Source organism: Vreelandella sulfidaeris Esulfide1, from assembly GCF_054072535.1.
Genome location: NZ_CM133364.1, coordinates 3,660,177 through 3,679,270 on the forward strand (window position 1 = coordinate 3,660,177; position 19,094 = coordinate 3,679,270).

At 54.1% G+C, this 19,094-nt stretch carries 19 protein-coding genes; 17 read left to right on the forward strand and 2 right to left on the reverse strand.

From position 1 onward, the window contains the following. Nucleotides 1–7 precede the first annotated feature (7 nt). The 17 genes from ACW44H_RS17030 (at nt 8) to ACW44H_RS17110 (ending at nt 17,370) form a co-directional block, all read left to right on the forward strand. Nucleotides 8–1,387 (forward strand): malonyl-CoA decarboxylase, encoded by a 1,380-nt coding sequence (locus ACW44H_RS17030; RefSeq protein ID WP_457505720.1) that lies wholly within the window; start codon nt 8–10, stop codon nt 1,385–1,387. Further along, nucleotides 1,384–2,922 (forward strand): malonate--CoA ligase, encoded by a 1,539-nt coding sequence (locus ACW44H_RS17035; RefSeq protein WP_457505721.1) that lies wholly within the window; start codon nt 1,384–1,386, stop codon nt 2,920–2,922. The genes ACW44H_RS17030 and ACW44H_RS17035 overlap by 4 nt, the downstream gene beginning before the upstream one ends. A 164-nt stretch (nt 2,923–3,086) precedes the next feature. Beyond that, nucleotides 3,087–3,545 carry a DUF2170 family protein gene (locus ACW44H_RS17040; protein WP_457505722.1) on the forward strand — a complete coding sequence of 153 codons (459 nt, stop codon included), beginning with the start codon at nt 3,087–3,089 and terminating at the stop codon, nt 3,543–3,545. Nucleotides 3,546–3,663: 118 nt separating this feature from the next. Next, nucleotides 3,664–4,359: a PspA/IM30 family protein gene (locus ACW44H_RS17045; protein WP_113269366.1), complete on the forward strand. Its 696-nt coding sequence runs from the start codon at nt 3,664–3,666 to the stop codon at nt 4,357–4,359. Nucleotides 4,360–4,410: 51 nt separating this feature from the next. Continuing rightward, nucleotides 4,411–5,133 carry a DUF2491 family protein gene (locus ACW44H_RS17050; RefSeq protein WP_457505723.1) on the forward strand — a complete coding sequence of 241 codons (723 nt, stop codon included), beginning with the start codon at nt 4,411–4,413 and terminating at the stop codon, nt 5,131–5,133. A 20-nt stretch (nt 5,134–5,153) separates the two neighbouring features. Next, nucleotides 5,154–5,567, forward strand: a complete 414-nt coding sequence (locus ACW44H_RS17055) for a DUF350 domain-containing protein (RefSeq protein ID WP_113269364.1) — start codon at nt 5,154–5,156, stop codon at nt 5,565–5,567. Between the two features lie 12 nt (nt 5,568–5,579). Then, nucleotides 5,580–6,203 carry a DUF1190 domain-containing protein gene (locus ACW44H_RS17060; protein ID WP_113269363.1) on the forward strand — a complete coding sequence of 208 codons (624 nt, stop codon included), beginning with the start codon at nt 5,580–5,582 and terminating at the stop codon, nt 6,201–6,203. An 18-nt stretch (nt 6,204–6,221) separates the two neighbouring features. Then, entirely contained in the window at nt 6,222–7,388 is a 1,167-nt protein-coding gene (locus tag ACW44H_RS17065; RefSeq protein ID WP_457505724.1) for a glutathionylspermidine synthase family protein, read from the forward strand. 210 nt (nt 7,389–7,598) lie between these two features. Next, nucleotides 7,599–9,620, forward strand: a complete 2,022-nt coding sequence (locus tag ACW44H_RS17070; protein ID WP_457505725.1) for a methyl-accepting chemotaxis protein — start codon at nt 7,599–7,601, stop codon at nt 9,618–9,620. A gap of 13 nt (nt 9,621–9,633) precedes the next feature. Then, the gene (gene cheB, locus ACW44H_RS17075) at nt 9,634–10,701 is read left to right on the forward strand and encodes a chemotaxis-specific protein-glutamate methyltransferase CheB (RefSeq protein WP_457505726.1); all 1,068 of its coding nucleotides are present in this window, start codon (nt 9,634–9,636) and stop codon (nt 10,699–10,701) included. Further along, the gene (locus ACW44H_RS17080; protein ID WP_457505727.1) at nt 10,698–12,104 is read left to right on the forward strand and encodes a CheR family methyltransferase; all 1,407 of its coding nucleotides are present in this window, start codon (nt 10,698–10,700) and stop codon (nt 12,102–12,104) included. Before cheB ends, ACW44H_RS17080 begins: the two co-directional genes overlap by 4 nt. Before the next feature lie 4 nt (nt 12,105–12,108). After that, on the forward strand, nt 12,109–14,265 hold the full coding sequence (locus ACW44H_RS17085; protein WP_457505728.1) for a hybrid sensor histidine kinase/response regulator: 2,157 nt from the start codon (nt 12,109–12,111) through the stop codon (nt 14,263–14,265). Between the two features lie 41 nt (nt 14,266–14,306). Continuing rightward, nucleotides 14,307–14,663: a response regulator gene (locus ACW44H_RS17090; protein ID WP_457505729.1), complete on the forward strand. Its 357-nt coding sequence runs from the start codon at nt 14,307–14,309 to the stop codon at nt 14,661–14,663. Between the two features lie 74 nt (nt 14,664–14,737). After that, a complete protein-coding gene (locus ACW44H_RS17095; protein WP_457505730.1) occupies nt 14,738–15,163 on the forward strand; it encodes an Hpt domain-containing protein in 426 nt (141 codons plus the stop codon). A gap of 45 nt (nt 15,164–15,208) precedes the next feature. Beyond that, the gene (locus ACW44H_RS17100) at nt 15,209–16,411 is read left to right on the forward strand and encodes a diguanylate cyclase (RefSeq protein ID WP_457509073.1); all 1,203 of its coding nucleotides are present in this window, start codon (nt 15,209–15,211) and stop codon (nt 16,409–16,411) included. Next, nucleotides 16,401–16,958: a chemotaxis protein CheW gene (locus tag ACW44H_RS17105; protein ID WP_457505731.1), complete on the forward strand. Its 558-nt coding sequence runs from the start codon at nt 16,401–16,403 to the stop codon at nt 16,956–16,958. Before ACW44H_RS17100 ends, ACW44H_RS17105 begins: the two co-directional genes overlap by 11 nt. A gap of 25 nt (nt 16,959–16,983) precedes the next feature. Then, complete coding sequence (locus ACW44H_RS17110) at nt 16,984–17,370, forward strand: hypothetical protein (RefSeq protein ID WP_457505732.1); 387 nt, start codon at nt 16,984–16,986, stop codon at nt 17,368–17,370. Nucleotides 17,371–17,373: 3 nt separating this feature from the next. On the opposite strand, the gene ACW44H_RS17115 is transcribed toward ACW44H_RS17110, so the two are convergent. After that, on the reverse strand, nt 17,374–18,579 hold the full coding sequence (locus tag ACW44H_RS17115) for a molybdopterin molybdotransferase MoeA (protein ID WP_457505733.1): 1,206 nt from the start codon (nt 18,577–18,579) through the stop codon (nt 17,374–17,376). Continuing rightward, nucleotides 18,572–19,090: a molybdenum cofactor biosynthesis protein B gene (gene moaB / locus ACW44H_RS17120; RefSeq protein WP_457505734.1), complete on the reverse strand. Its 519-nt coding sequence runs from the start codon at nt 19,088–19,090 to the stop codon at nt 18,572–18,574. Before moaB ends, ACW44H_RS17115 begins: the two co-directional genes overlap by 8 nt. Nucleotides 19,091–19,094 lie beyond the last annotated feature (4 nt).

The following is a 19,094-nucleotide window of genomic DNA, read 5'->3' on the forward strand; positions in this document are numbered from 1 at the left end:
TTCAAACATGAACATGATGTTTTTGCAGGAACTGTTCAACAACATCACCCAGCGTGATGCCTTGTTGCGCCGCCGCCATCCAGAAACATTAACGCCCGACCATAGGCAGTTGGTTAAGGCCTGCCAAAAGTTGCTGGAAAGCGATGGCGAAGCCTCCAGCATTACACTAGCAAGCCGCGCCCTGGCAATTTACCAACATCTCTCGGCAGCTGAAAAAAACAGTTTCTTTGACCGTTTAATAACGGACTTTGCAGCCGAACCCGGCCCTATTGATGCGGCCTATACGGCGTACCGGGAAGCTCGCGACAACCCCACTTTACAGCGGCTGTTTGAAGCCAGTGAACCTCGGCGGCAAGAGCTTTTCCGGCGGTTAAACCTGGCCAGCGACGGTACCTATGAGCTGGTTAAAATGCGTGAAGACCTGCTGGTGTTACTGCGCGATCAGCCTGAGCTAAAGGCCATTGATGATGATTTCGCCCATCTCTTTGGCTCCTGGTTTAACCGCGGCTTCTTGATGCTCAAGCGTATCGACTGGAATACACCGGCATCGATACTCGAAAAGATCATTCGCTATGAGGCTGTTCACGAAATTCAGGACTGGGATGACCTACGCCGACGGCTGGACGCGCGTGACCGGCGTTGTTTCGCCTTCTTCCATCCGGCAATTGGTGATGAGCCGCTAATTTTTGTTGAAGTCGCTCTGCATAAGGGCTTACCAAGCCGTATTCAGCCAATACTATCTGGAGAGAGGCCTGGCGAAAGCAGTTATACAAAAAAAGGAATCGACGACCCTGAAGATGCCGATACAGCGGCGTTCTTCGGCATCAGCAACTGCCAGACCGGGCTACGTGGTATCTCTTTTGGTAATTTTTTGATCAAGCAGGTCGTGCAAGAGCTCTCCCAGGAACTGCCGCAGCTTAAATACTTCGTCACCCTCTCGCCGGTACCCGGCTTCGCCCAGTGGCTACAGGCGCAGCGCGATGACGAGCAACTCCCAGAATCGTTGCGTAAGTCTCTAGAAGCACTTGAAACGCCCGACTGGCATGAGAATAAAGCCCGTGAAGAGCAATTGAAAGCGGCGATCCGCCCGCTGGCCGCACGCTACTTAATTGATGAAAAGAATCGCCACGGTTTGCCGCTGAACCCGGTGGCCCGCTTTCATCTTGGCAACGGCGCCGAGCTGCACCGCATTAACTGGCTGGGCGATATCTCCGATAAGGGCTTTAAACAGGCCGCGGGGCTGATGGTTAATTACCTGTACGTACTTGACGATATCGAACGCAACCACGAAAACTATACCGCCAAGGCCACCGTTGCCTGCTCCAATGAGGTGCGCGACCTCGCTCGTCGCGCCCGCAAGCTGGCCAAGGGAGAGACCACCAAATGAGCCATAACCTATTTGAAACCTTTGCTGCCAAAATGCGCGAGCGCACCGACGCCGATTTTATTACCACTCGCGACGGCCGCCGCTACAGCTACACTGATGCGTTAACCCAAAATGCGCAGCTCGCCGGCGCCTTAACCGAGCTGGGCGTTAAACAAGGCGATCGGGTCGCCGTGCAGGTGGATAAAAGCCCCGAAGCCATACTGCTTTACCTAGCCTGCCTACGTATCGGCGGCGTTTACTTGCCCCTCAATACGGGCTACACCGGCGATGAGATCCGCTACTTTTTAAACGACGCCGAACCCGCACTGTTTGTCTGCCGACCCAAAATAGAAGATGAAGCACGGGCACTGGCTATTGAAACCGGCTGTCCGGCAGTGGCAACGCTGGGGAAGAGTGCCGATGGCAGCTTAATAGAAACTGCCCATAAGGCAACGCCACGTGAAGATATAGTCGCGCTTGGTGAGCGTGACTTGGCCGCTATTCTTTACACTTCCGGCACCACCGGGCGCTCTAAAGGCGCCATGCTGACGCACAAGAACCTCGCCTCTAACGCTGAAACCCTGGTATCAGCCTGGCACTTCAGCGCTAATGACCGGCTAATCCATGCGCTACCCATCTTTCACACTCACGGTTTGTTTGTCGCCTGCAATGTCACCTTGATGGCAGGCGCCAGCATGCTGTTCTTGCCCAAGTTCGATGCCGATGTGATCTTTGAAGAATTGCCCCGCGGCAGCGTAATGATGGGCGTTCCCACGTTCTATACACGCCTGGTGCAAGACGAACGCCTGACGCCTGAAACCACTGCCAATATGCGGCTGTTTGTTTCCGGCTCTGCCCCGCTCACCGCCGAAACCCACGAGGCGTTCGAAGCCAAAACCGGCCATGCGATTCTTGAGCGTTATGGCATGACCGAAACCAATATGAACCTATCCAACCCCTACGAAGGCGCTCGACGCGCGGGCACCGTGGGCATGCCGTTACCTGGTGTAGAAATGCGCATCACCAACCGCGAAACCGGCGATGAGGTGCCTCTTGGCGAGATTGGCATGCTGCAAATTCGTGGCCCCAATGTCTTTATCGGCTACTGGCGGATGCCCGAAAAAACCCGCGAAGAGCTGTTGGACGACGGCTTTTTTGTTACCGGCGATCTCGCCATGGTCGACGAACAGGGCTATGTGCACATCGTTGGTCGCGACAAGGACCTAGTGATTTCCGGCGGCTATAACGTCTACCCCAAAGAAGTCGAGCAGGTGATCGATGAACTCGACCAAGTCGCCGAATCAGCGGTCATTGGTCTACCGCACCCTGACTTTGGTGAGGGAGTTACCGCAGTAGTGGTACGCCAACAAGGCGCTACTCCTAGAGAAGACCAGCTTGAAGAAGCGGCCGTCATCAACCATCTGGACGGTCGGCTTGCCAAGTACAAGCAGCCCAAGCGGGTGTTTTTTGTCGATGAGCTGCCGCGCAATACGATGGGTAAGGTGCAGAAGAATGAACTGCGCAAGCAATTTAACGACACTTACCGCACCCCTTAGTCGCCTTCCTGCAAGCCTACGCTTCCCAAACTCTTGCCCCGTACGTTTGCCCGTGCTTCTGCCCCGTACCATGCGGGGCAATTTAGTAAGGGAACCTTAACTGAACCATTTGTCCCGCTAAGTGTTAAGGTAAAACCACTTAACGAATGATGGAGCAGATCACCTTGACTACGCCTACCGTCACTAGCGGCATCACCGCCAGCGAGCTATACCGTTTAATAAACCAACCCGCTACTACGAACGGAGAAGCAGCGACCATTGAATGGCCCGAGGGTGATATCACCCTGGATGAGACGAATCAGACGTTAATCTGGGAACTGAACGATTACGGCAACCTGCCGATTACCTTGTCACGCAGCGAAAATGAATGGATCGCAATGGCGCCCATTGTTGCCGTAGACAGCGTTAAAAACAGCACCGAGCTGAACACGGTTTTACTGCGCCAGGGCATTGCGTTACCGCTAGCCTCCGTGGGTATTGTGGAAATTGACGGGCGCGACTTTTATGTGGCTTACGGGCAGTTGTTTGGCGATTCTAAACTTGAGTCTATTTGCGCTGAACTGCATGCCACAGCAAGCGCCGCCATGGACGTCGCTGAACTGATTCAGACGCATTTCGTCTAACGTAGTCCATCTAAAATCTAATGTTTTTTACCTAAGATAGTTCGTCAGTCATCGTCACTGCCATTTACAGCGACACAGTGGCACTTTATTTAAAGATATTCTCAAAAGAGACACTTAAATGTTAAGCAAAATTATGACTGCTCTACGCGGCAAAGCGAATGAAACCGGACAGTCGGTCGTGGACTCCCAGGCACTGCGCATTTTAGACCAGGAAATTCGTGACTCGGAAAATCATCTGAGCCGTTCAAAAACTGAACTGACCCGCCTGATGGGCCAACGTCAATTGAACAGCAATAAAGCCGACACGCTGGAAAGCAAAATTGCCGAGCTGGAAAAAAGCGCTGAAGCCGCGCTGGATAAAGGCGAAGAACAACTCGCCGTTGAAGTGGCTGAGCGCATGGTCGCGCTTCAGGATGATCTGGAAGCGGAACGCGCCATTGTTAGCGAGTACGATGCCAGCATCGAAAAACTGCGCGGTGCGATTCGCGGCACCGACAATCAATTGCGCCAGCTCAAGCAGCAGGTCAGCGTGGTTAAGGCGACCGAGTCAGCGCAGAAGGCTCAATCTGCCGTGGCGGCTCGCCATTCCGGCCAGAACAGCGCCATGAGCAGCGCCATGGAATCGCTGGAACGTATCAAAGAGCGCCAGCAACTTAACTCGGCACAAATGCAGGCTGCCGACGACATGGCAGCGGAAGAGAGCGGCAGTTCCTTGGAATCACGTCTTAAAGCAGCCGGCATTGGTGGCCAAGAGCGCAAAGCAGACGATGTATTAGCGCGCCTAAAAGCGAAGAAAAACGCGACGCCAGAGTAAACTCAGCGTGCAAGTCAGTTCCGCTTTTTAAACGCACTAGCGAGGCAGGCCATGCTCAACAACCTAAAAGCACTTTTTCGCGCTACCACGCAAAAGCAGCCTGAGCAGACTAGCGGTCGACCGGTGGCGGCGGGGTTGCCTACAGGCGTTAGTCAGGAGGACCTTGAAGGTCTCCGCTTGGACGGTCGCGTCAATATCAAGTTGATTGGCCTACGCGCCCACCCGGATGCGCTGTTCCGCTGGGACGATGACGCCTATCATCACATCGCTGCCGTCGGGCATGTGGATCTAGGTCAGGGGGCAGAACTCGTGCGTTTCTATCTGGATAACGACACGTGGTTGCAAGCCAATATCGAGAATGGCCAAGTGCTTGAATATAAGCTATTCGACTTTTACCGTGTTACTCATCTCTCGGATGCCGAATTCGATAATTTGATAAACGGGGAAGATAAACAGCCTGACAGCCTTGGCGCTCAATCGATTCCCTTCGCCTCTACCTCAGACGAGGCGCGAACATGCACGTATCAGCGGGTTTGGGGTAACAACGATAGCGTTTGGTCGCCACCAGTGATGTTTGAAGAACAGGTGATGACCACCGAGAGCTTAACCGCACGTAGCGTGACACACCACGCCATGCTCTATGAGCGCACCATCCAAGACGCTGAACGGCTGGAGTACTTATTGCTGAGCGCCGAAGATGATGGTGAAGGCAGCTTTATGCTGGTGCAAAACGTGGGGGTGGATGTGGCCTCCATCGATATCGACGCAATATAATCTATAAGGAAACTATCGCCATGGTGAATTATCTGTACGGCCTGCCATCATTTATTGCGTATCTTGTGACCGCAATTTTGCTGCTCGCCGCCTTTATGTATTGCTACAGCCGGCTTACCCCCCACCATGAATGGACATTGATTCGAGAAGGAAACTCGGCCGCCGCTGCCGCTTACGGTGGCTCGATTTTAGGTTTTACCATTCCGCTTTATAGCGCAATGGCGAACTCGATCAACTTTATCGATTTTGTACTCTGGGGCGTGGTTGCCTTTATCGTTCAATTAGGCACCTTTTTTGGCGTGAAACTATTTCTGCGTCAGCAGGGCGAAAGCCTGTCTCAACACATCACCGAAGGCCACCAAGCCTACGGCATTTTAATGGCCAGCGTGGCCGTAGCAGTCGGCTTACTCAATGCCGCTTCGATGACGTGGTAAAGGAGAGCCTGCATGTCTAAGCACGATCACACCCCCCACCTGCCCCGACGTAAACGCAGCGCGCGCTTGTCATTAGCTATGATGGGCGCCAGCGCCTTTGGCCTTACTGCCTGCGGCCAACCGCCCCAGGAAGAGCAGATCACTGAAATCCAATTCGATCAGCCACGCAGCTTTCAAAGCGTCGAGGAGTGCGTGGAGGAGAATGTCTATACGCGTAGCGCCTGTGAAGACGCCTACGAAGCCTCGTTGGAAGAGGTGCCACGCTTTAGCACCCTTGAAGAGTGCGAAGCGGAACACGGCGAAGGCGCTTGTACCGCGCCGACCGAAGAGCAAGCCCAGGCCGCTACCGGCAGCAGCGGCGGCAGCTGGTTTATGCCAGCGATGATGGGCTACATGGTGGGCAGCATGATGTCCAATACCAACCGTGGCCGCTCCTTTGAGCGGGTGTACCAGGAGCCGGTATATCGCAACCGCCAGAATCAGGGTAACTGGAACACCGCTACCAATCAGGCCACCCAGCGCGTCACCCAGCGTAATGAGGCAATGCGCAGTTCAGTGGTTCAGAATCGCCGCGCTGCGTCTCAGCGCAGCGGGTTCGGTTCACGCTCTTCGGCCCGGGGCGGCTGGGGCTCCTAGCCATTAGCGGATACCACCATGCTGCGAATCGATATCCCTGAACGAAGCAATTGGAAAGCCCTCGCCCATGAGCTGGGCTTTCATTTTCATACCATCGACGGAGAGCCTTACTGGAAAGAGGATGCCTACTACCAGTTCACCATGGAACAGGTTGAACGGGACATTGAAGCACCGACTGAAGAGGTGCATGAAATGTGTATGGAGTTGGTCGATAAAGTCTGCCACTCCAATGCGCTAATGCAGCGCTTAGCACTTCCCGAGCACATGTGGGACAGCATCCATCACTCGTGGAAATCGGGTCAGCCGCACCTCTACGGACGGATGGATTTTGCTTATTCCGGTGACGGCCCGGCGAAGCTGCTGGAACTCAACTACGACACCCCTACCTCGCTTTACGAAGCGGGTTTTTTTCAGTGGGTGTGGCTTGAGCAGGCCATTGCGCAGGGCATCCTGCCTCGCCATGCGGATCAGTACAATTCGATTCAAGAGCGATTAATCAATGCCATGGCGCACCTTGGTGACCGCATTGATGCACGCACGCTCTACTTCTCCTGCATCAAAGACAACGCCGAAGAGCGCGCCACCGTGCACTACCTGCAGGACGTAGCAGTGCAGGCGGGTTTAAAGGCACCGTTTATCTACACCGAAGATATCGGCCTGCTACCCGGCGCGGAGCACTTCGTGGACCTGGATAACCAGCCTATCCATGCGCTGTTCAAACTCTACCCCTGGGAGGAGATGGCCGATGATGCGTTTGGCGAGCACATTCCACAATTAAATACCCACTGGTTTGAGCCACCCTGGAAAGCGGTACTCTCCAACAAAGGTATTTTGCCCCTACTGTGGGAGCACTTTGAGGGCCATCCCAACCTATTGCCAGCTTTTTTCGAGACCGCTGACAGCCCACCTTTACCAGCGGGCTGGGTGCGCAAACCGTTCTTCTCAAGGGAAGGCAGTAACGTGGAACTGATTACCCCAACCGGCCAGCGCGAAGCGGTGGGAGGCCCCTACACCGACAGCCCATGGATCAGACAGGCTTACCATCCGATGCCGCGCTTTGGTAACAATCACGCCTTAATCGGCAGTTGGGTAGTCGGTGACCGCGCTTGCGGCATGGGCATCCGTGAAGACGTTGGACGGATCACCAAAGACTCCTCCTGCTTTGTGCCTCATGCGATTGTATAAACGCAAATACCAAATCCCTCCGACAAACGCTGGACATCGCTAGCGAAAAAAGCTGAAATCAGGGTAACTAATTTGATTGCTATTCTCGTACTCGTGATTAAAGTAGCAATCATTTCTCTACTTTCCTTACCCTGAGCGTTACCCAGCAGCGTTAACATGACAAACCGCTGCGCTATCAGGGCCACCGTTTATTTTGGAGCAACGGCGAACATGATGGCGCGCTGGCAATCCCTACCTATAAGGCTTCGGTTATTTCTCTCTTTTGGGACAGTCTTAGCGCTTGCGATGCTCCTGGCGCTTTATCTTCAAGCTCGCACCCATAGCCAAGCGCGGCTGGACAACCTGCTGCATCAAGAGCTACCGGCTCAGGTGGAAGGCCTTGCTGCTCATATTAACCTTAGCCTTAGTCAGGACTTGGCCATTTCTGAGAGCCTTGCCAATAGCTACTTTATCGAACGGTGGGTTAGGGATGGGCTGCCTCAAGAGCGCCAGGGAGAAGTCACGGCTTACTTAACACGGCTGATGACGCAGCTGGAAACCGAACTGCTTTTTATTGCCGCGCAGTATCAGGGACAAGGCTACTATTTTCAGCTTCGCAATGGTGAATTTCTACAGCGCACTATCCAGCCCCCTGGCAACGACGATGACTGGTACTACCGCTTTACTGACAGCGATGCTGCTTATGAATTGAATTTAGATAGCGATACATTCTCGCCCAATGATGCCTTTGTCTATGTTAATTACCGAAGCGCGTTAGATGCGCCTAACGGGCGACCGCTGGTCGTGGCCGGAGCAGGGTTAGATCTTTCCGAAATGGCCACTTTAATTGAAGACTTTCGGCTAGGCGATAATGGCCGCGCCTCTTTGCTGAGCCCCGAAGGAGAGTTGCTTGTTCGCAGTGGCGAAACCGTTCTTAGTGAAGAGGCAGCAGAATCCTTAACGGATCAAGCGTCACAACACTTGCTAAGAGGCGACCAACTGCAAGTAAACGAAATTGAACGCGACGGCCAAACATTGCTGATGAGTACGCTCTGGCTACCGGAGCTACAGCGCTACCTGATGGTCGAAGTCGATAAAGAGGCGTACCTGTCGGCAAGCCGTGATCGCTTTCTGGAATCCAGTGGTATTGGTCTACTCATTTTGTTAGTGGGGTTGCTGGTGCTCTACCCGCTGACCGGTAAGCTTATTCATCCCTTGATTGATTTCCAGCGTCAGCTTAAAGCTATTACCCACAGCCTGGACCTATCCCGGCGTGTCAGCACCGACGACAAAGCAGAACTTGGCGACTTGGCCAACCAGACAAATGAGCTTCTTGAACGCCTCTCCCGCGCTATTGCGGCGGTAGCCAAAAATTCTCAAGCACTGACGCAGGTAGCCGATCGCTTGGCCAAGACGGCTGGGCTCTCCGGCGTACATGGCAGTGATATTGATCATGAAGTTAGCCAAACGATGGCGGCGGCGGTAGAAGAAATGGCCTCTTCGGTAGCCGAAATCACCTCCACCATGGAAGAGCTTTCCACTTCATCGACCCAAATAGCCGATCACTCTCAATCGGTGGTCGATGTGGCCAACCAAACGCTAGAACGCAGCCGTAAAGGCAGTACGGCCATGCAGCTGCTACAGTCAAAAATGCAGGATATACGTAGCGACAGCGAACAGAGCCTGGCCGAAATCATGACGCTGGGAGCAAAGTCCAAACAGATCAATAAGGTCATGGAGCTGATCAACACCCTGGCCGCCCAGACCAAACTGATCGCTTTTAATGCTGCCCTGGAAGCCTCTAGTGCGGGGGAGTCAGGTCGACGCTTTTCAGTTGTCGCTAGCGAGATACGCCGCCTGGCGGATAGTGTCACCGATTCCACCCAAGAGATTGAAGGACATACTGATGATATTCAGACAGCGATCAATCGCTTGGTAGTGGCCTCTGAAAAAGGCGCCAGCTCAATTGAGCAGGGTGTTGAGGCAAGCATTAGCACAGCGCAAGATCTGGAAGCGCTGCTCAAGGCGGCTAGTCAAACCAGCAGTGCGGCTCAGCAGATATCGCTCTCCACCCAGCAGCAAAAAACGGCCAGTAGTCAGGTGGTCTTGGCGCTGCGCGATATCGATACGGCAAGTTCACGCAACGCGCATTCGGTACGCAGCATTACCGACATCAGCCAGGATATGATTCATATGTCCGCTGAGCTTAATGCGCTGGTGCAGGAGTTCACTCTAACTAATAAAGATCGCTGATCAAGGATACCGGATGAGCGTAATTCGGGTAGTCATTGCCGACGATAGCCAGGTAGCCCGCGACGTGCTACGCGATATCCTCAGCCGAGACGGTGATATTGAGATCGCGGGTGAAGCCACCAATGGCCGTGAGGCGGTAGAGCTTGCCAAGCGCTTAGCGCCCCAACTGATCACCATGGATCTCAACATGCCGGTCATGGATGGCCTGAGTGCGATCGAAGAGATCATGTACCACAAAGGGATACCCATCCTGGTGGTAAGCGACCGTTCAGATGCACAAACGGCTTATCGCGCGCTTGAAGCAGGCGCGCTTGAAGTGATGCCTAAACCGACGTTCGAAGCGTCAGACGCTGAGCGCCTGCTAGAGCGCGTACGCCTGCTCGCGGGTGTGGCGGTGATCACTCGCCTACGGCGGCGCAGTTTAGCAACTGCCTATGCGCCTCCCATACCTACACTAACCACCGCAACACAGAGTATTCCACGTGACTTTCAGCATGTCATCGCCATCGCTTGCTCGACCGGCGGCCCTCAAGCATTAGTGCGTTTATTGAGACCACTTCCCGCCGATTTTCCAGCTCCTATTGTGATCGCTCAACATATCAGCCATGGCTTTATTGATGGCATGGCACAGTGGCTGGCATCGCTGTGTACCATGCCGGTTAGTGTTGGCCAAGAAGGTGAGCAGCTACGCCCAGGGCATATATATCTTTCACCTTCCGAACGTGATTTATGCGTATCCCCACGCCATCGCTTCCAGCTCCAGCCCAGCCCCGAAAAATCCCTGTATCACCCTAGCTGCGATGTTCTTCTGCAGAGTGTCGCCACGGTCTATGGCAGTGACGCCATTGGCATTATTTTGACCGGCATGGGCCGGGATGGTGTGAATGGCATGCGGGCTATTTACCAGGCTGGTGGCACCACCTTCGCTCAAGATGAAAATAGCTCGGTTATTTATGGCATGAACCAGGAAGCGGTCAATGCAGGCGTTATTCAGTATGAACTGCCACTTGAAGATTTCGCGCATCGACTGCTTCGCGATGTGTGCGGCTATGTCGCTAGCCGACCGGAGCCTTTGGCATGAGCGCGTTTGCCCCCTTTAAAACTCTCGTTTATAAACGCTGCGGTTTACATCTTGAGGGCTTAGCCGAAGCCCGGCTCTTACGGGCGGTCACCAGTTTACAAGCCATAACAGAGCTAACCGACACCACACAACTCCTCGACAAATTAACCAGCGATCCAACTCTGTTCGATCAGTTTGTCAGTCAGTTGACGGTTAACGAAACCTATTTTTGTCGCGAGCCTGATGCTTTGAACTGGCTGGTCAACGCCTATTTACCTCAACGCTTAGCCGCTGGGAAGGCACCGCTATCCATCTTCAGCGCAGGCTGCTCTTCCGGTGAAGAGCCCTATAGCGTTGCTATGTTGCTCTATGAGCGCTTCGGTGAGCGCGCCAGAACGCTGTTCAATCTATCCGGTGGCGACCTGGATCACCAAGTCCTCGTCAAGGCACGCCAAGCTGTTTATGGGGGCATGGCATTTCGTGCCCTCTCGCCCACCTTTAAAGCGCGTTACTTCAGCCCCTATGAAGGCCGTTTTAAGCTCAATGAGGCGCTACGGCAATGGGTTACCTTTCGTCCTTTTAACCTGCTAAGCGCCAATGAGAACAGCCCCGGCGGTCCTTTTGATGTCATCTTGTTTCGTAACGTATCGATCTACTTTGACGAGCCGACCCGACGCCGTATTCACCAGCAGCTTAGTCAATTATTAAAACCGAATGGCATTTTACTCTGCGGCGTTACCGAAATTTTGGGTAATGATCTCGGCATTTTTGAACTGGCCGAAGCTCAGGGGGTATTTTATTTCCGCTCCGCGAAACAGCCCGCGACCTCAACGGCAGCCTCCCCAACGTTTTCCTGGCTCGACATGGGTAACAAGGGCGATGTTAGCGTTGAGAATAGCGATCAATTAGCCAGCACAGTTGACGACAAACCAGCCGCATCACTCGAGCAAGAAACAGAAAACGAGAAGGCAGCAAGCTTTACCCAGCAACTGCATACCGCGCATCAACTGCTCAATCAAAACGCCTTCGATGAAGCTGCCTCGTTGCTAAAGACACTGTTAACACAGCAGCCATGGTCAGTTGATGCACTGGTGTTAGCAGGTTTAGTCGCTCGTTGGCAGCAACAGCCCCGCATAGCACGTGAACACTTTAAACGGGCCATCTACGTCATGCCGGAGTGCTGGCCAGCGCACTTTTATTTAGCGGAGCTTTATCGCCAGGGCGAACTGACCGACGAACCCCTCCAACGTCAACGTCGCTATGCTGGCGTCGTTCGCTTGCTTTCGGCCGACCCCACCTCGAATGGTGGGCTGGGCACCATCGCACCGCCGCTTCCACCAGGCGATGCGCGCTTTCTGGCTGAGCGTCACCTGAAAGCAGTCAACACTACACTGGCAACGTCCAGTGATTCACAGGGAGTGTAATAGTATGGCGCTGGATATTCGCCGTTTTATACAGCGCTTTGTGGAAGAGGCAGCAGATCAACTGCCCCGCTTGCGCGAAGGAATCAACGCATTGGAGCAGGGCTATGCCGATCGCGAACAGATCAACGAATTGTTCCGCGCAGCGCATACCCTGAAAGGCTCGTCGCGCATGCTTAAGCTGACGCCTATTACGGCGTTGGCGCATAGCACTGAAGAGTTGCTAAGCGCTCTGCGCGACGAAACCCTTGCCATAACGCCTGAGATTATCAGTCTGCTAAATCAAGCAGTCGATGATCTTACAGACTTTGTCAGTCAATTAGCCGAAGGGGCAACGGGAGAGGAATTATCCGCAGTTGATGAGACATTGTGTAGCGCGCTTGAAAACGCGGCTCATGGTCAAACCCAACCCAGCCTGCCGGTCTCCGCTGCACCTCCAACGCAATCTTCCCTGGCTAAGTCTTCTACAGCTACGTCTTCTACAGCTATATCTTCTACTGCTACATCTTCACCCCCTTCCGCGCTAGCCTCCGAAAGCGAGTTACGACTAAGCGATACCGTTCGGGTTCGCTTAGACCGATTGGACGATGTAATTCGGTTGATGGGTGAAGTCCTTTCTGGCCATCATCACTTACATTCGTTAGTTGACCAAGCTCGAGAGCTATGTGCCACACTTCCTATCGAGCAGCAGGTGCCCTTTCACGCCTTTAACCGTGAACTGAAAGATAGTGTTTTAACCCATGATTCGCTGATGAGCGACGTGCATGACCGAGCGCTACAGATGCGCATGCTGCCGCTAAGCGTGGTGTTTGACCCGCTCGCGAAGATGTCTCGTGAATTAGCTCAATCCCTCGGAAAGCAGGTCGACTGTCGTGTACGCGGCAGCGAAATCGAACTTGATCGCCAGATGATTGATCGCCTGTCTGATCCACTCATCCACCTGCTGCGTAATGCGCTGGATCATGGCGTAGAGACGCCTTTGGTACGACAAGCTGCGGGCAAACCACTTCGTGGCCAGTTGAAGATTGAAGCGTGGCAAGATGCTGGCTGGGTGGTGGTTGAGATGCATGACGACGGAGCGGGCATTGCGCTTGATGCGGTGCGTCAGAAAGCGCTCGCCAAACAGCTCATCACTGAAGAACAGTTGAATGCACTCAGCGAACAGGAAACCCTAGAACTGATTTTCCTGCCCGGCTTTTCTACCAAAAGCATGATTACTGATTTTTCTGGGCGCGGTGTCGGCATGGATGTGGTGAAACGCACCGTAGTCGACGAACTTAACGGCGATTTACAGCTTGCCTGCGAACGTGGCCGCGGCACACGCTTTACCATGCGTCTGCCTTTATCACTAGCGATGATGCGGGTGCTGCTGGTCAGCGTCGGCGGTATGAAACTAGGCGTAACAGCGCCTTATGTATCAGAGCTAGTGGAGTGTTCGGCTGAGTCTTTAATTGAAGCGGCTGGCCAGCGCACGCTAATTTTACGCAATGAATTTGTCCCCGTCGTATCGCTTGCGCACTTGCTTGAACTTCCCGCTAGTAGCGTTACCGACACCACCTTACTGCTGGTCGTCCATCAGCGGCATCAAAAGCTCGCTTTAATTATTGATTCATTGATTGATGAACGCGACATGGTCATCAAGCCGTTGCCCACGCACCTACACCATTTGCCTCTGGTATCAGGCATGGTCTCGATGGGCCGCAACACACTCGTAAGTCTACTGCATGTACCCGCGCTGTTAGAGCTTACCCGCCGCACTGCGCAGCGCTCTGGCGCTGAGCGCACAGCAGCCACTATTGCGCAGCGAATTTTAGTGGTCGACGACTCACTAAATACTCGCGAAATAGAAAAAGACGTGCTTGAAGCGTGGGGCTATCACGTCACGCTGGCTGAAAATGGTCGCGACGGATTAGCCAAAGCACTGGCCGAGCCATTTGATGCAGTGCTTACTGACGTTGAAATGCCGATAATGGATGGCTTTGCGCTGACAGCAAGACTGCGCGAAAATGAAGTTTACCGTCATCGACCGATTATTATTATCACCTCACGAGAAAAAGAGGCTGATCGCCGACGCGGCATAGAAGTCGGTGCCGACGCTTATATCGTTAAAGGCAGCTTTGATCAGAATAATTTAGTAGAGACACTGCAAGCCCTGCTGGGGTAACCGTAAATGTCACTCAGAAAACAACCATCACGAGGTAATAAATGCATATCCTGGTCGTAGACGACGATCCACTGGCAGGGGAAATGACGGCAGCACTGCTTGAGTCACAAGGTCATACAGCCTCACTGGCCTGTGATGCAATGGAAGCCGTCGACCAGTTAGATGCTCGCAACGATATCGGGCTGATTATCAGCGATATGCACATGCCTCTGATCAGTGGGTTAGCGCTTTTGGCGATGCTCAGAGAGCAGGATAACCACCTGCCCTTTATTTTGCTCACTGGGGATACTCCGGATGAGGCACTTTGTCGGACACCTGGCCTCAGCGCTTGTTTAAGTAAAGACGCAGAATTAGCTTCCAGCCTGGCAGCAGCCGTTAATCAAGCGCTCGTCCGGTAAGCAATCTTGTTGGGATAGCAGGGATAAAAGAATGGAATGGATCGCCGCTTTCGATCACTCACGTAGGTAGTTTGATGTCTAAGCCCGCCCCTTCGCTGCACGATAAGCTAACTCAGCTACGTGAGCGTTTTATTGAGCAGCTTTCTTCTCGCTTAGTGCAAATCGCCGAGCAGTGGCAACAGAGCTGCTCGTCCCCAGAAGAACAAACGCGACTGGCACCGGAGCTGCACCGCTTCTTTCATAGCTTAAAAGGGACCGGGAGATCGCTAGGCTTTGAACGGCTTGCGATGCTTGCTGACCAGGCGGAGGAGGCACTCACCACCGTTCCAACCCGTGGCGACATCGACGCCTATATTACCCAACTTCTACAACAACTTCGCGATGAGCAGCAGCATTTACGTTCCCATCATGGTCAACAACAAGCCTTGGCGGCGGTGAACAGCTTTGAGCTTACCAACCAAGCTGAGCCGTTGCGTAATAAGCGCCAACGGCTGATTTAACTGTGTGACGATGAACCCGAACAGGTTGATCAGTTAATTCATCATCTGCGCTGTTTTGGCCATGAGGTGGTCCATTTCCTCGATACTGAAAGCTTCTTTAATGCGGTACTCAATCGACGACCTGACGCGGTCATTATGGATGTGCAATTCCCTCACGGTCAGACGGCAGGGACAGAAACTCTAACTAGCTTGAAAAAACTGACCGGCCAACCACTACCCGCGATCGTTTTATCGGCTCACAGTGATTTTCACTCGCGGCTAAGTGCTGTTCGCGCTGGCTGCAGTGGTTACTTTACCAAGCCGGTAAAACCGTTGGACCTTATGCTAGCCGTTGATGAGCTCACTGCGCCAATAGCGGAAGGGCCGCTGAAGGTGCTCGTAGTCGATGATGAACCCGAAGCGGCCGCCTACCACTCTGTGCTGCTTGAAGAAGCCGGCATGCTCGCTCACCAAGTGCACCATCCCACCGATGCACTCGCGGCCCTGGAACGCTTTAACCCTGATTTACTGTTGGTAGATATGTATATGCCGGTATGTTCCGGTGAGGAGCTTGCGACGATCATCCGTCAGCAGCCGGAATATCTAGGCCTGCCGATTATCTATCTCTCGAGTGAAACCGACAGCCAAAAGCAGGTTTCCGCCATGGCCGCCGGTGTTGAAGCATTTATTACCAAGCCAGTGCAGCCCGAAGACCTTATTTCTGCTGTACAGCTACGCGCCGAACGTCTACGACTGCTTCGGTCATTAATGTCTCGCGACAGTATGACCGGCCTGTATAACCACAGCACCACCACCGAACTAATCAGTAAGGCGCTGGCACAGGCCCACCGTGAGAAGAGCCAGCACGCCATGGCAATGATCGATATCGACAACTTCAAGCAGGTTAACGACATTCACGGTCACTTGGCGGGCGACCAAGTGATTATTACCTTAGCGAGGCTGTTAAAAAGCCGTCTACGGCTCTCTGATATCATTGGCCGCTATGGCGGTGAAGAATTTGTTGTGCTGCTGAAAGGCATTAACGCTGAGAAGGCCGCTGAGTTAATCGACAGCTTGCGTAACGATTTTTCGCTGGTCGACTTTCACGCCGGTGACGTCCGCTTTCGCTGTACGTTCAGCGCAGGGATTAGTAGTTTCCCTGAGCAACCATCAACCGAATCACTACGTTTGAACGCCGACCAAGCGCTCTACCGCGCCAAACGTCAGGGTCGCAATCAGGTGGTAACGGAGCTAGCCAATGACCTCTGAGCCTCCCCACGATAGCCAAGCAAATAACCTTCAGCACGCCCAGTCTTTAAACGAAATACTAGAAGCACACAGCGATGCTGAAAGCGTGGTGGATGTCGATGAGCCCACCCAGCAACTCGTGCTATTTAGGCTCAATGGCCAGCACTTTGCGCTTCCCGGCAGCGCAGTGAGTGAGATTTTACCCAGCGATCAGCCCGTCTATTATGTCCCTGGATTGCCAGCCTCTACCGAGGGCGTACTACACCTACGTGGCAAAATTGAATCAGTGATCAGTTTTCATTCACTCCTCGGCTTACCTATACCGGAAGGCAACTCGCAGGGGATGATTTTGCTAGTGGCTGCGGCGGGTATTCGCAGTGGCGTGCGTATAGAGCAGCTTGATGATGTTTGCGACCTCCCCCAAAGCATGCTGCAACCACCCCCTGAAACACTTTCCAGCACGCTGCGCCCTTATGTCAGCGCGCTATGGCAAATAGACGAACGTCAAGCGCTTGCCCTGCTTGACCCGGAGGCGTTGTTCAGTGCCTATCAGCAGGGGTTGGGTTAAGGTGATTCAGCGTTGCGACCAACAGATGCAAGCCCAGATTACCCTAGTGCTGTTTAGCGTAGGCCCCTACCGTGCAGCATTGGAAGCGAGCCATGTGCTCGCCATGACCGACCATCCCACGGCCTTGCGCACCGCCTACGCGCACTCGCTACTCCATGAAGCGGACACCCCACTGCCCCCCTCATGCCGCTGGCTGACCTTGCGCGACGTTGAAAATGCCGATAGTGAAAAAAACGGCACTTGGCAACTGGGCGTAAGCGGTGATATTACGCTTCAGCAACTGCCTGCTAACACGCTCTACCCGCTGCCAAACTTGCTCAAGCACCGCCGTTTCTCACCAGCCCTGTGTGGCGTCACTTTTGAACAGCAGCAGTTGATACTACTGCTGGATGCAAGCAAGCTTAGCCCTTAGCCTTTAATTCGCCAGCCACAAACAGCTAATGACATCGCCCTCGGCTATGTCGCTATTGGCCGGAATGACTGCAAAGGCGTCAGCATTGATACACGATGAGAGCACACCGGAGTTCTGATCAACAAAGGCCTTCGCCGTCACCCCGCTGGGCGTGAACTGAAGTGTCACGCGCATATAGTGTTCCCGGGGTCCCGTCGAGGTGGCAAACCCTGCTTTCGCGATCACTGTTGGCAGTGATTTTAGCGTCGGACAGCCCATCATTTCGCCCAGCAAGGGGCGTAAAAACAACCAGGCGCCGACAAACCCAGAGACCGGATTGCCCGGCAGGCCGACAAACCTTGCCTGGGTGCCATCACAGCGAGGCAAACGACCCAGCGCCAATGGCTTGCCGGGTCGAATGGCCAGTTTCCACATATCGAGTTGGCCAATCGCTTCCAGCGCTGCTTTGACGTGATCTTCTTCACCAACACTCACGCCGCCGGTGGTCACGACTAAATCCGCTTCATCGGCAGCAGCCGTTAACAGGTCAACGGTGCGGGCATAGCTGTCTGGTACGCTCACGGTACTCACCACCTCGGCACCAAAGTTTTCCAACAGGCGCTTAAGCATCGGCCGGTTGGAGTTATACAGCTGGCCTGGTTGTAACGGGGTACCTGGATCAATGATCTCATCGCCTGTCGATAACAGGGCGACACGGGGCTTTCGTCGTACACTCACATGCGTCACGCCTTGGCCTGCCAAGTGGCCAAGTGCTGCGGCTTCAAGACGCTCACCGGCATTCAACAGCACGCTGCCCTGACGCACATCGCGCCCCTGACGGCGAACATTATCGCCCACTGGAATGTCGGCGGGCATCAGCGCACGCTCGCCGTCAACCTCAACACGCTCCTGCATGACCACACAGTCGGCACCGGGAGGGATCTCACCACCTGTAAAAATTCGTGCACAACTGCCGGGCGCAAGCGCCTGAGTCGGTGTGCCTGCCGCAATACGCTGGCTCACCGGTAGCCACTGCCCCGCATCGTCGGCGCGCAAGGCGTAGCCGTCCATCGCGCTGTTATCAAACGGCGGCACATCTAGCTGCGCCGTGACGGCTTCGGCCAACACACGCCCAGGGGCGGCTTCCAGCGAAACGTTCTCTGCGCCGAGTAGGCTTACGTCTGCCAGCAGCGCTTCCAATGCGGCTGAAATCGGCTGCAGATCAGCCATGTTGCCCCCGGCCTGGGATAACCAGGTTGGCGAAGTTACAGGGCTTGTGGCGGCTATCCAATTGCTCGGCCAGAATGCCATCCCAGCCGGTGCGACAGGCACCGGTTGAGCCGGGCAAACAGAATACTACCGTGGCGTTGGCTAAACCGCCCAGGCAGCGGCTCTGGATCGTCGAACTGCCGATCTCTTCCCCGCTGAGTTGGCGAAAGCGCTCACCAAAGCCTTCGATACGCTTGTCCAGCAGCACCGAGATGGCTTCGGGAGTTGAGTCGCGGCCAGTAAAACCAGTGCCACCGGTGGTAATGACTACCTGCACATCTGAATCGGCTATCCACTCTGCCACGACGGCGCGAATGCGGTAGACATCATCAGGTACGATACGCTTCTCAGCGAGCGTGTGACCGGCGTTGGTTAGCCGTTCCACGAGGGCTTGACCACTGCGATCGGTCTCTTCTGTACGCGTATCAGAGACCGTCAGTACAGCAATCGTGAGGGGCACCATTGGTTCCATGTCG

What these genes read in the sequence shown, in the direction of transcription:
- ACW44H_RS17030 (WP_457505720.1), top strand. Translation starts at nt 8, where the DNA reads ATGAACATGATGTTTTTGCAGGAACTGTTCAACAACATCACCCAGCGT.
- ACW44H_RS17035 (WP_457505721.1), top strand. Translation starts at nt 1,384, where the DNA reads ATGAGCCATAACCTATTTGAAACCTTTGCTGCCAAAATGCGCGAGCGC.
- ACW44H_RS17045 (WP_113269366.1), top strand. Translation starts at nt 3,664, where the DNA reads ATGTTAAGCAAAATTATGACTGCTCTACGCGGCAAAGCGAATGAAACC.
- ACW44H_RS17050 (WP_457505723.1), top strand. Translation starts at nt 4,411, where the DNA reads ATGCTCAACAACCTAAAAGCACTTTTTCGCGCTACCACGCAAAAGCAG.
- ACW44H_RS17055 (WP_113269364.1), top strand. Translation starts at nt 5,154, where the DNA reads ATGGTGAATTATCTGTACGGCCTGCCATCATTTATTGCGTATCTTGTG.
- ACW44H_RS17060 (WP_113269363.1), top strand. Translation starts at nt 5,580, where the DNA reads ATGTCTAAGCACGATCACACCCCCCACCTGCCCCGACGTAAACGCAGC.
- ACW44H_RS17065 (WP_457505724.1), top strand. Translation starts at nt 6,222, where the DNA reads ATGCTGCGAATCGATATCCCTGAACGAAGCAATTGGAAAGCCCTCGCC.
- ACW44H_RS17070 (WP_457505725.1), top strand. Translation starts at nt 7,599, where the DNA reads ATGATGGCGCGCTGGCAATCCCTACCTATAAGGCTTCGGTTATTTCTC.
- cheB (WP_457505726.1), top strand. Translation starts at nt 9,634, where the DNA reads ATGAGCGTAATTCGGGTAGTCATTGCCGACGATAGCCAGGTAGCCCGC.
- ACW44H_RS17080 (WP_457505727.1), top strand. Translation starts at nt 10,698, where the DNA reads ATGAGCGCGTTTGCCCCCTTTAAAACTCTCGTTTATAAACGCTGCGGT.
- ACW44H_RS17085 (WP_457505728.1), top strand. Translation starts at nt 12,109, where the DNA reads ATGGCGCTGGATATTCGCCGTTTTATACAGCGCTTTGTGGAAGAGGCA.
- ACW44H_RS17090 (WP_457505729.1), top strand. Translation starts at nt 14,307, where the DNA reads ATGCATATCCTGGTCGTAGACGACGATCCACTGGCAGGGGAAATGACG.
- ACW44H_RS17095 (WP_457505730.1), top strand. Translation starts at nt 14,738, where the DNA reads ATGTCTAAGCCCGCCCCTTCGCTGCACGATAAGCTAACTCAGCTACGT.
- ACW44H_RS17105 (WP_457505731.1), top strand. Translation starts at nt 16,401, where the DNA reads ATGACCTCTGAGCCTCCCCACGATAGCCAAGCAAATAACCTTCAGCAC.
- ACW44H_RS17110 (WP_457505732.1), top strand. Translation starts at nt 16,984, where the DNA reads ATGCAAGCCCAGATTACCCTAGTGCTGTTTAGCGTAGGCCCCTACCGT.
- ACW44H_RS17115 (WP_457505733.1), bottom strand. Translation starts at nt 18,579, where the DNA reads ATGGCTGATCTGCAGCCGATTTCAGCCGCATTGGAAGCGCTGCTGGCA.
- moaB (WP_457505734.1), bottom strand. Translation starts at nt 19,090, where the DNA reads ATGGAACCAATGGTGCCCCTCACGATTGCTGTACTGACGGTCTCTGAT.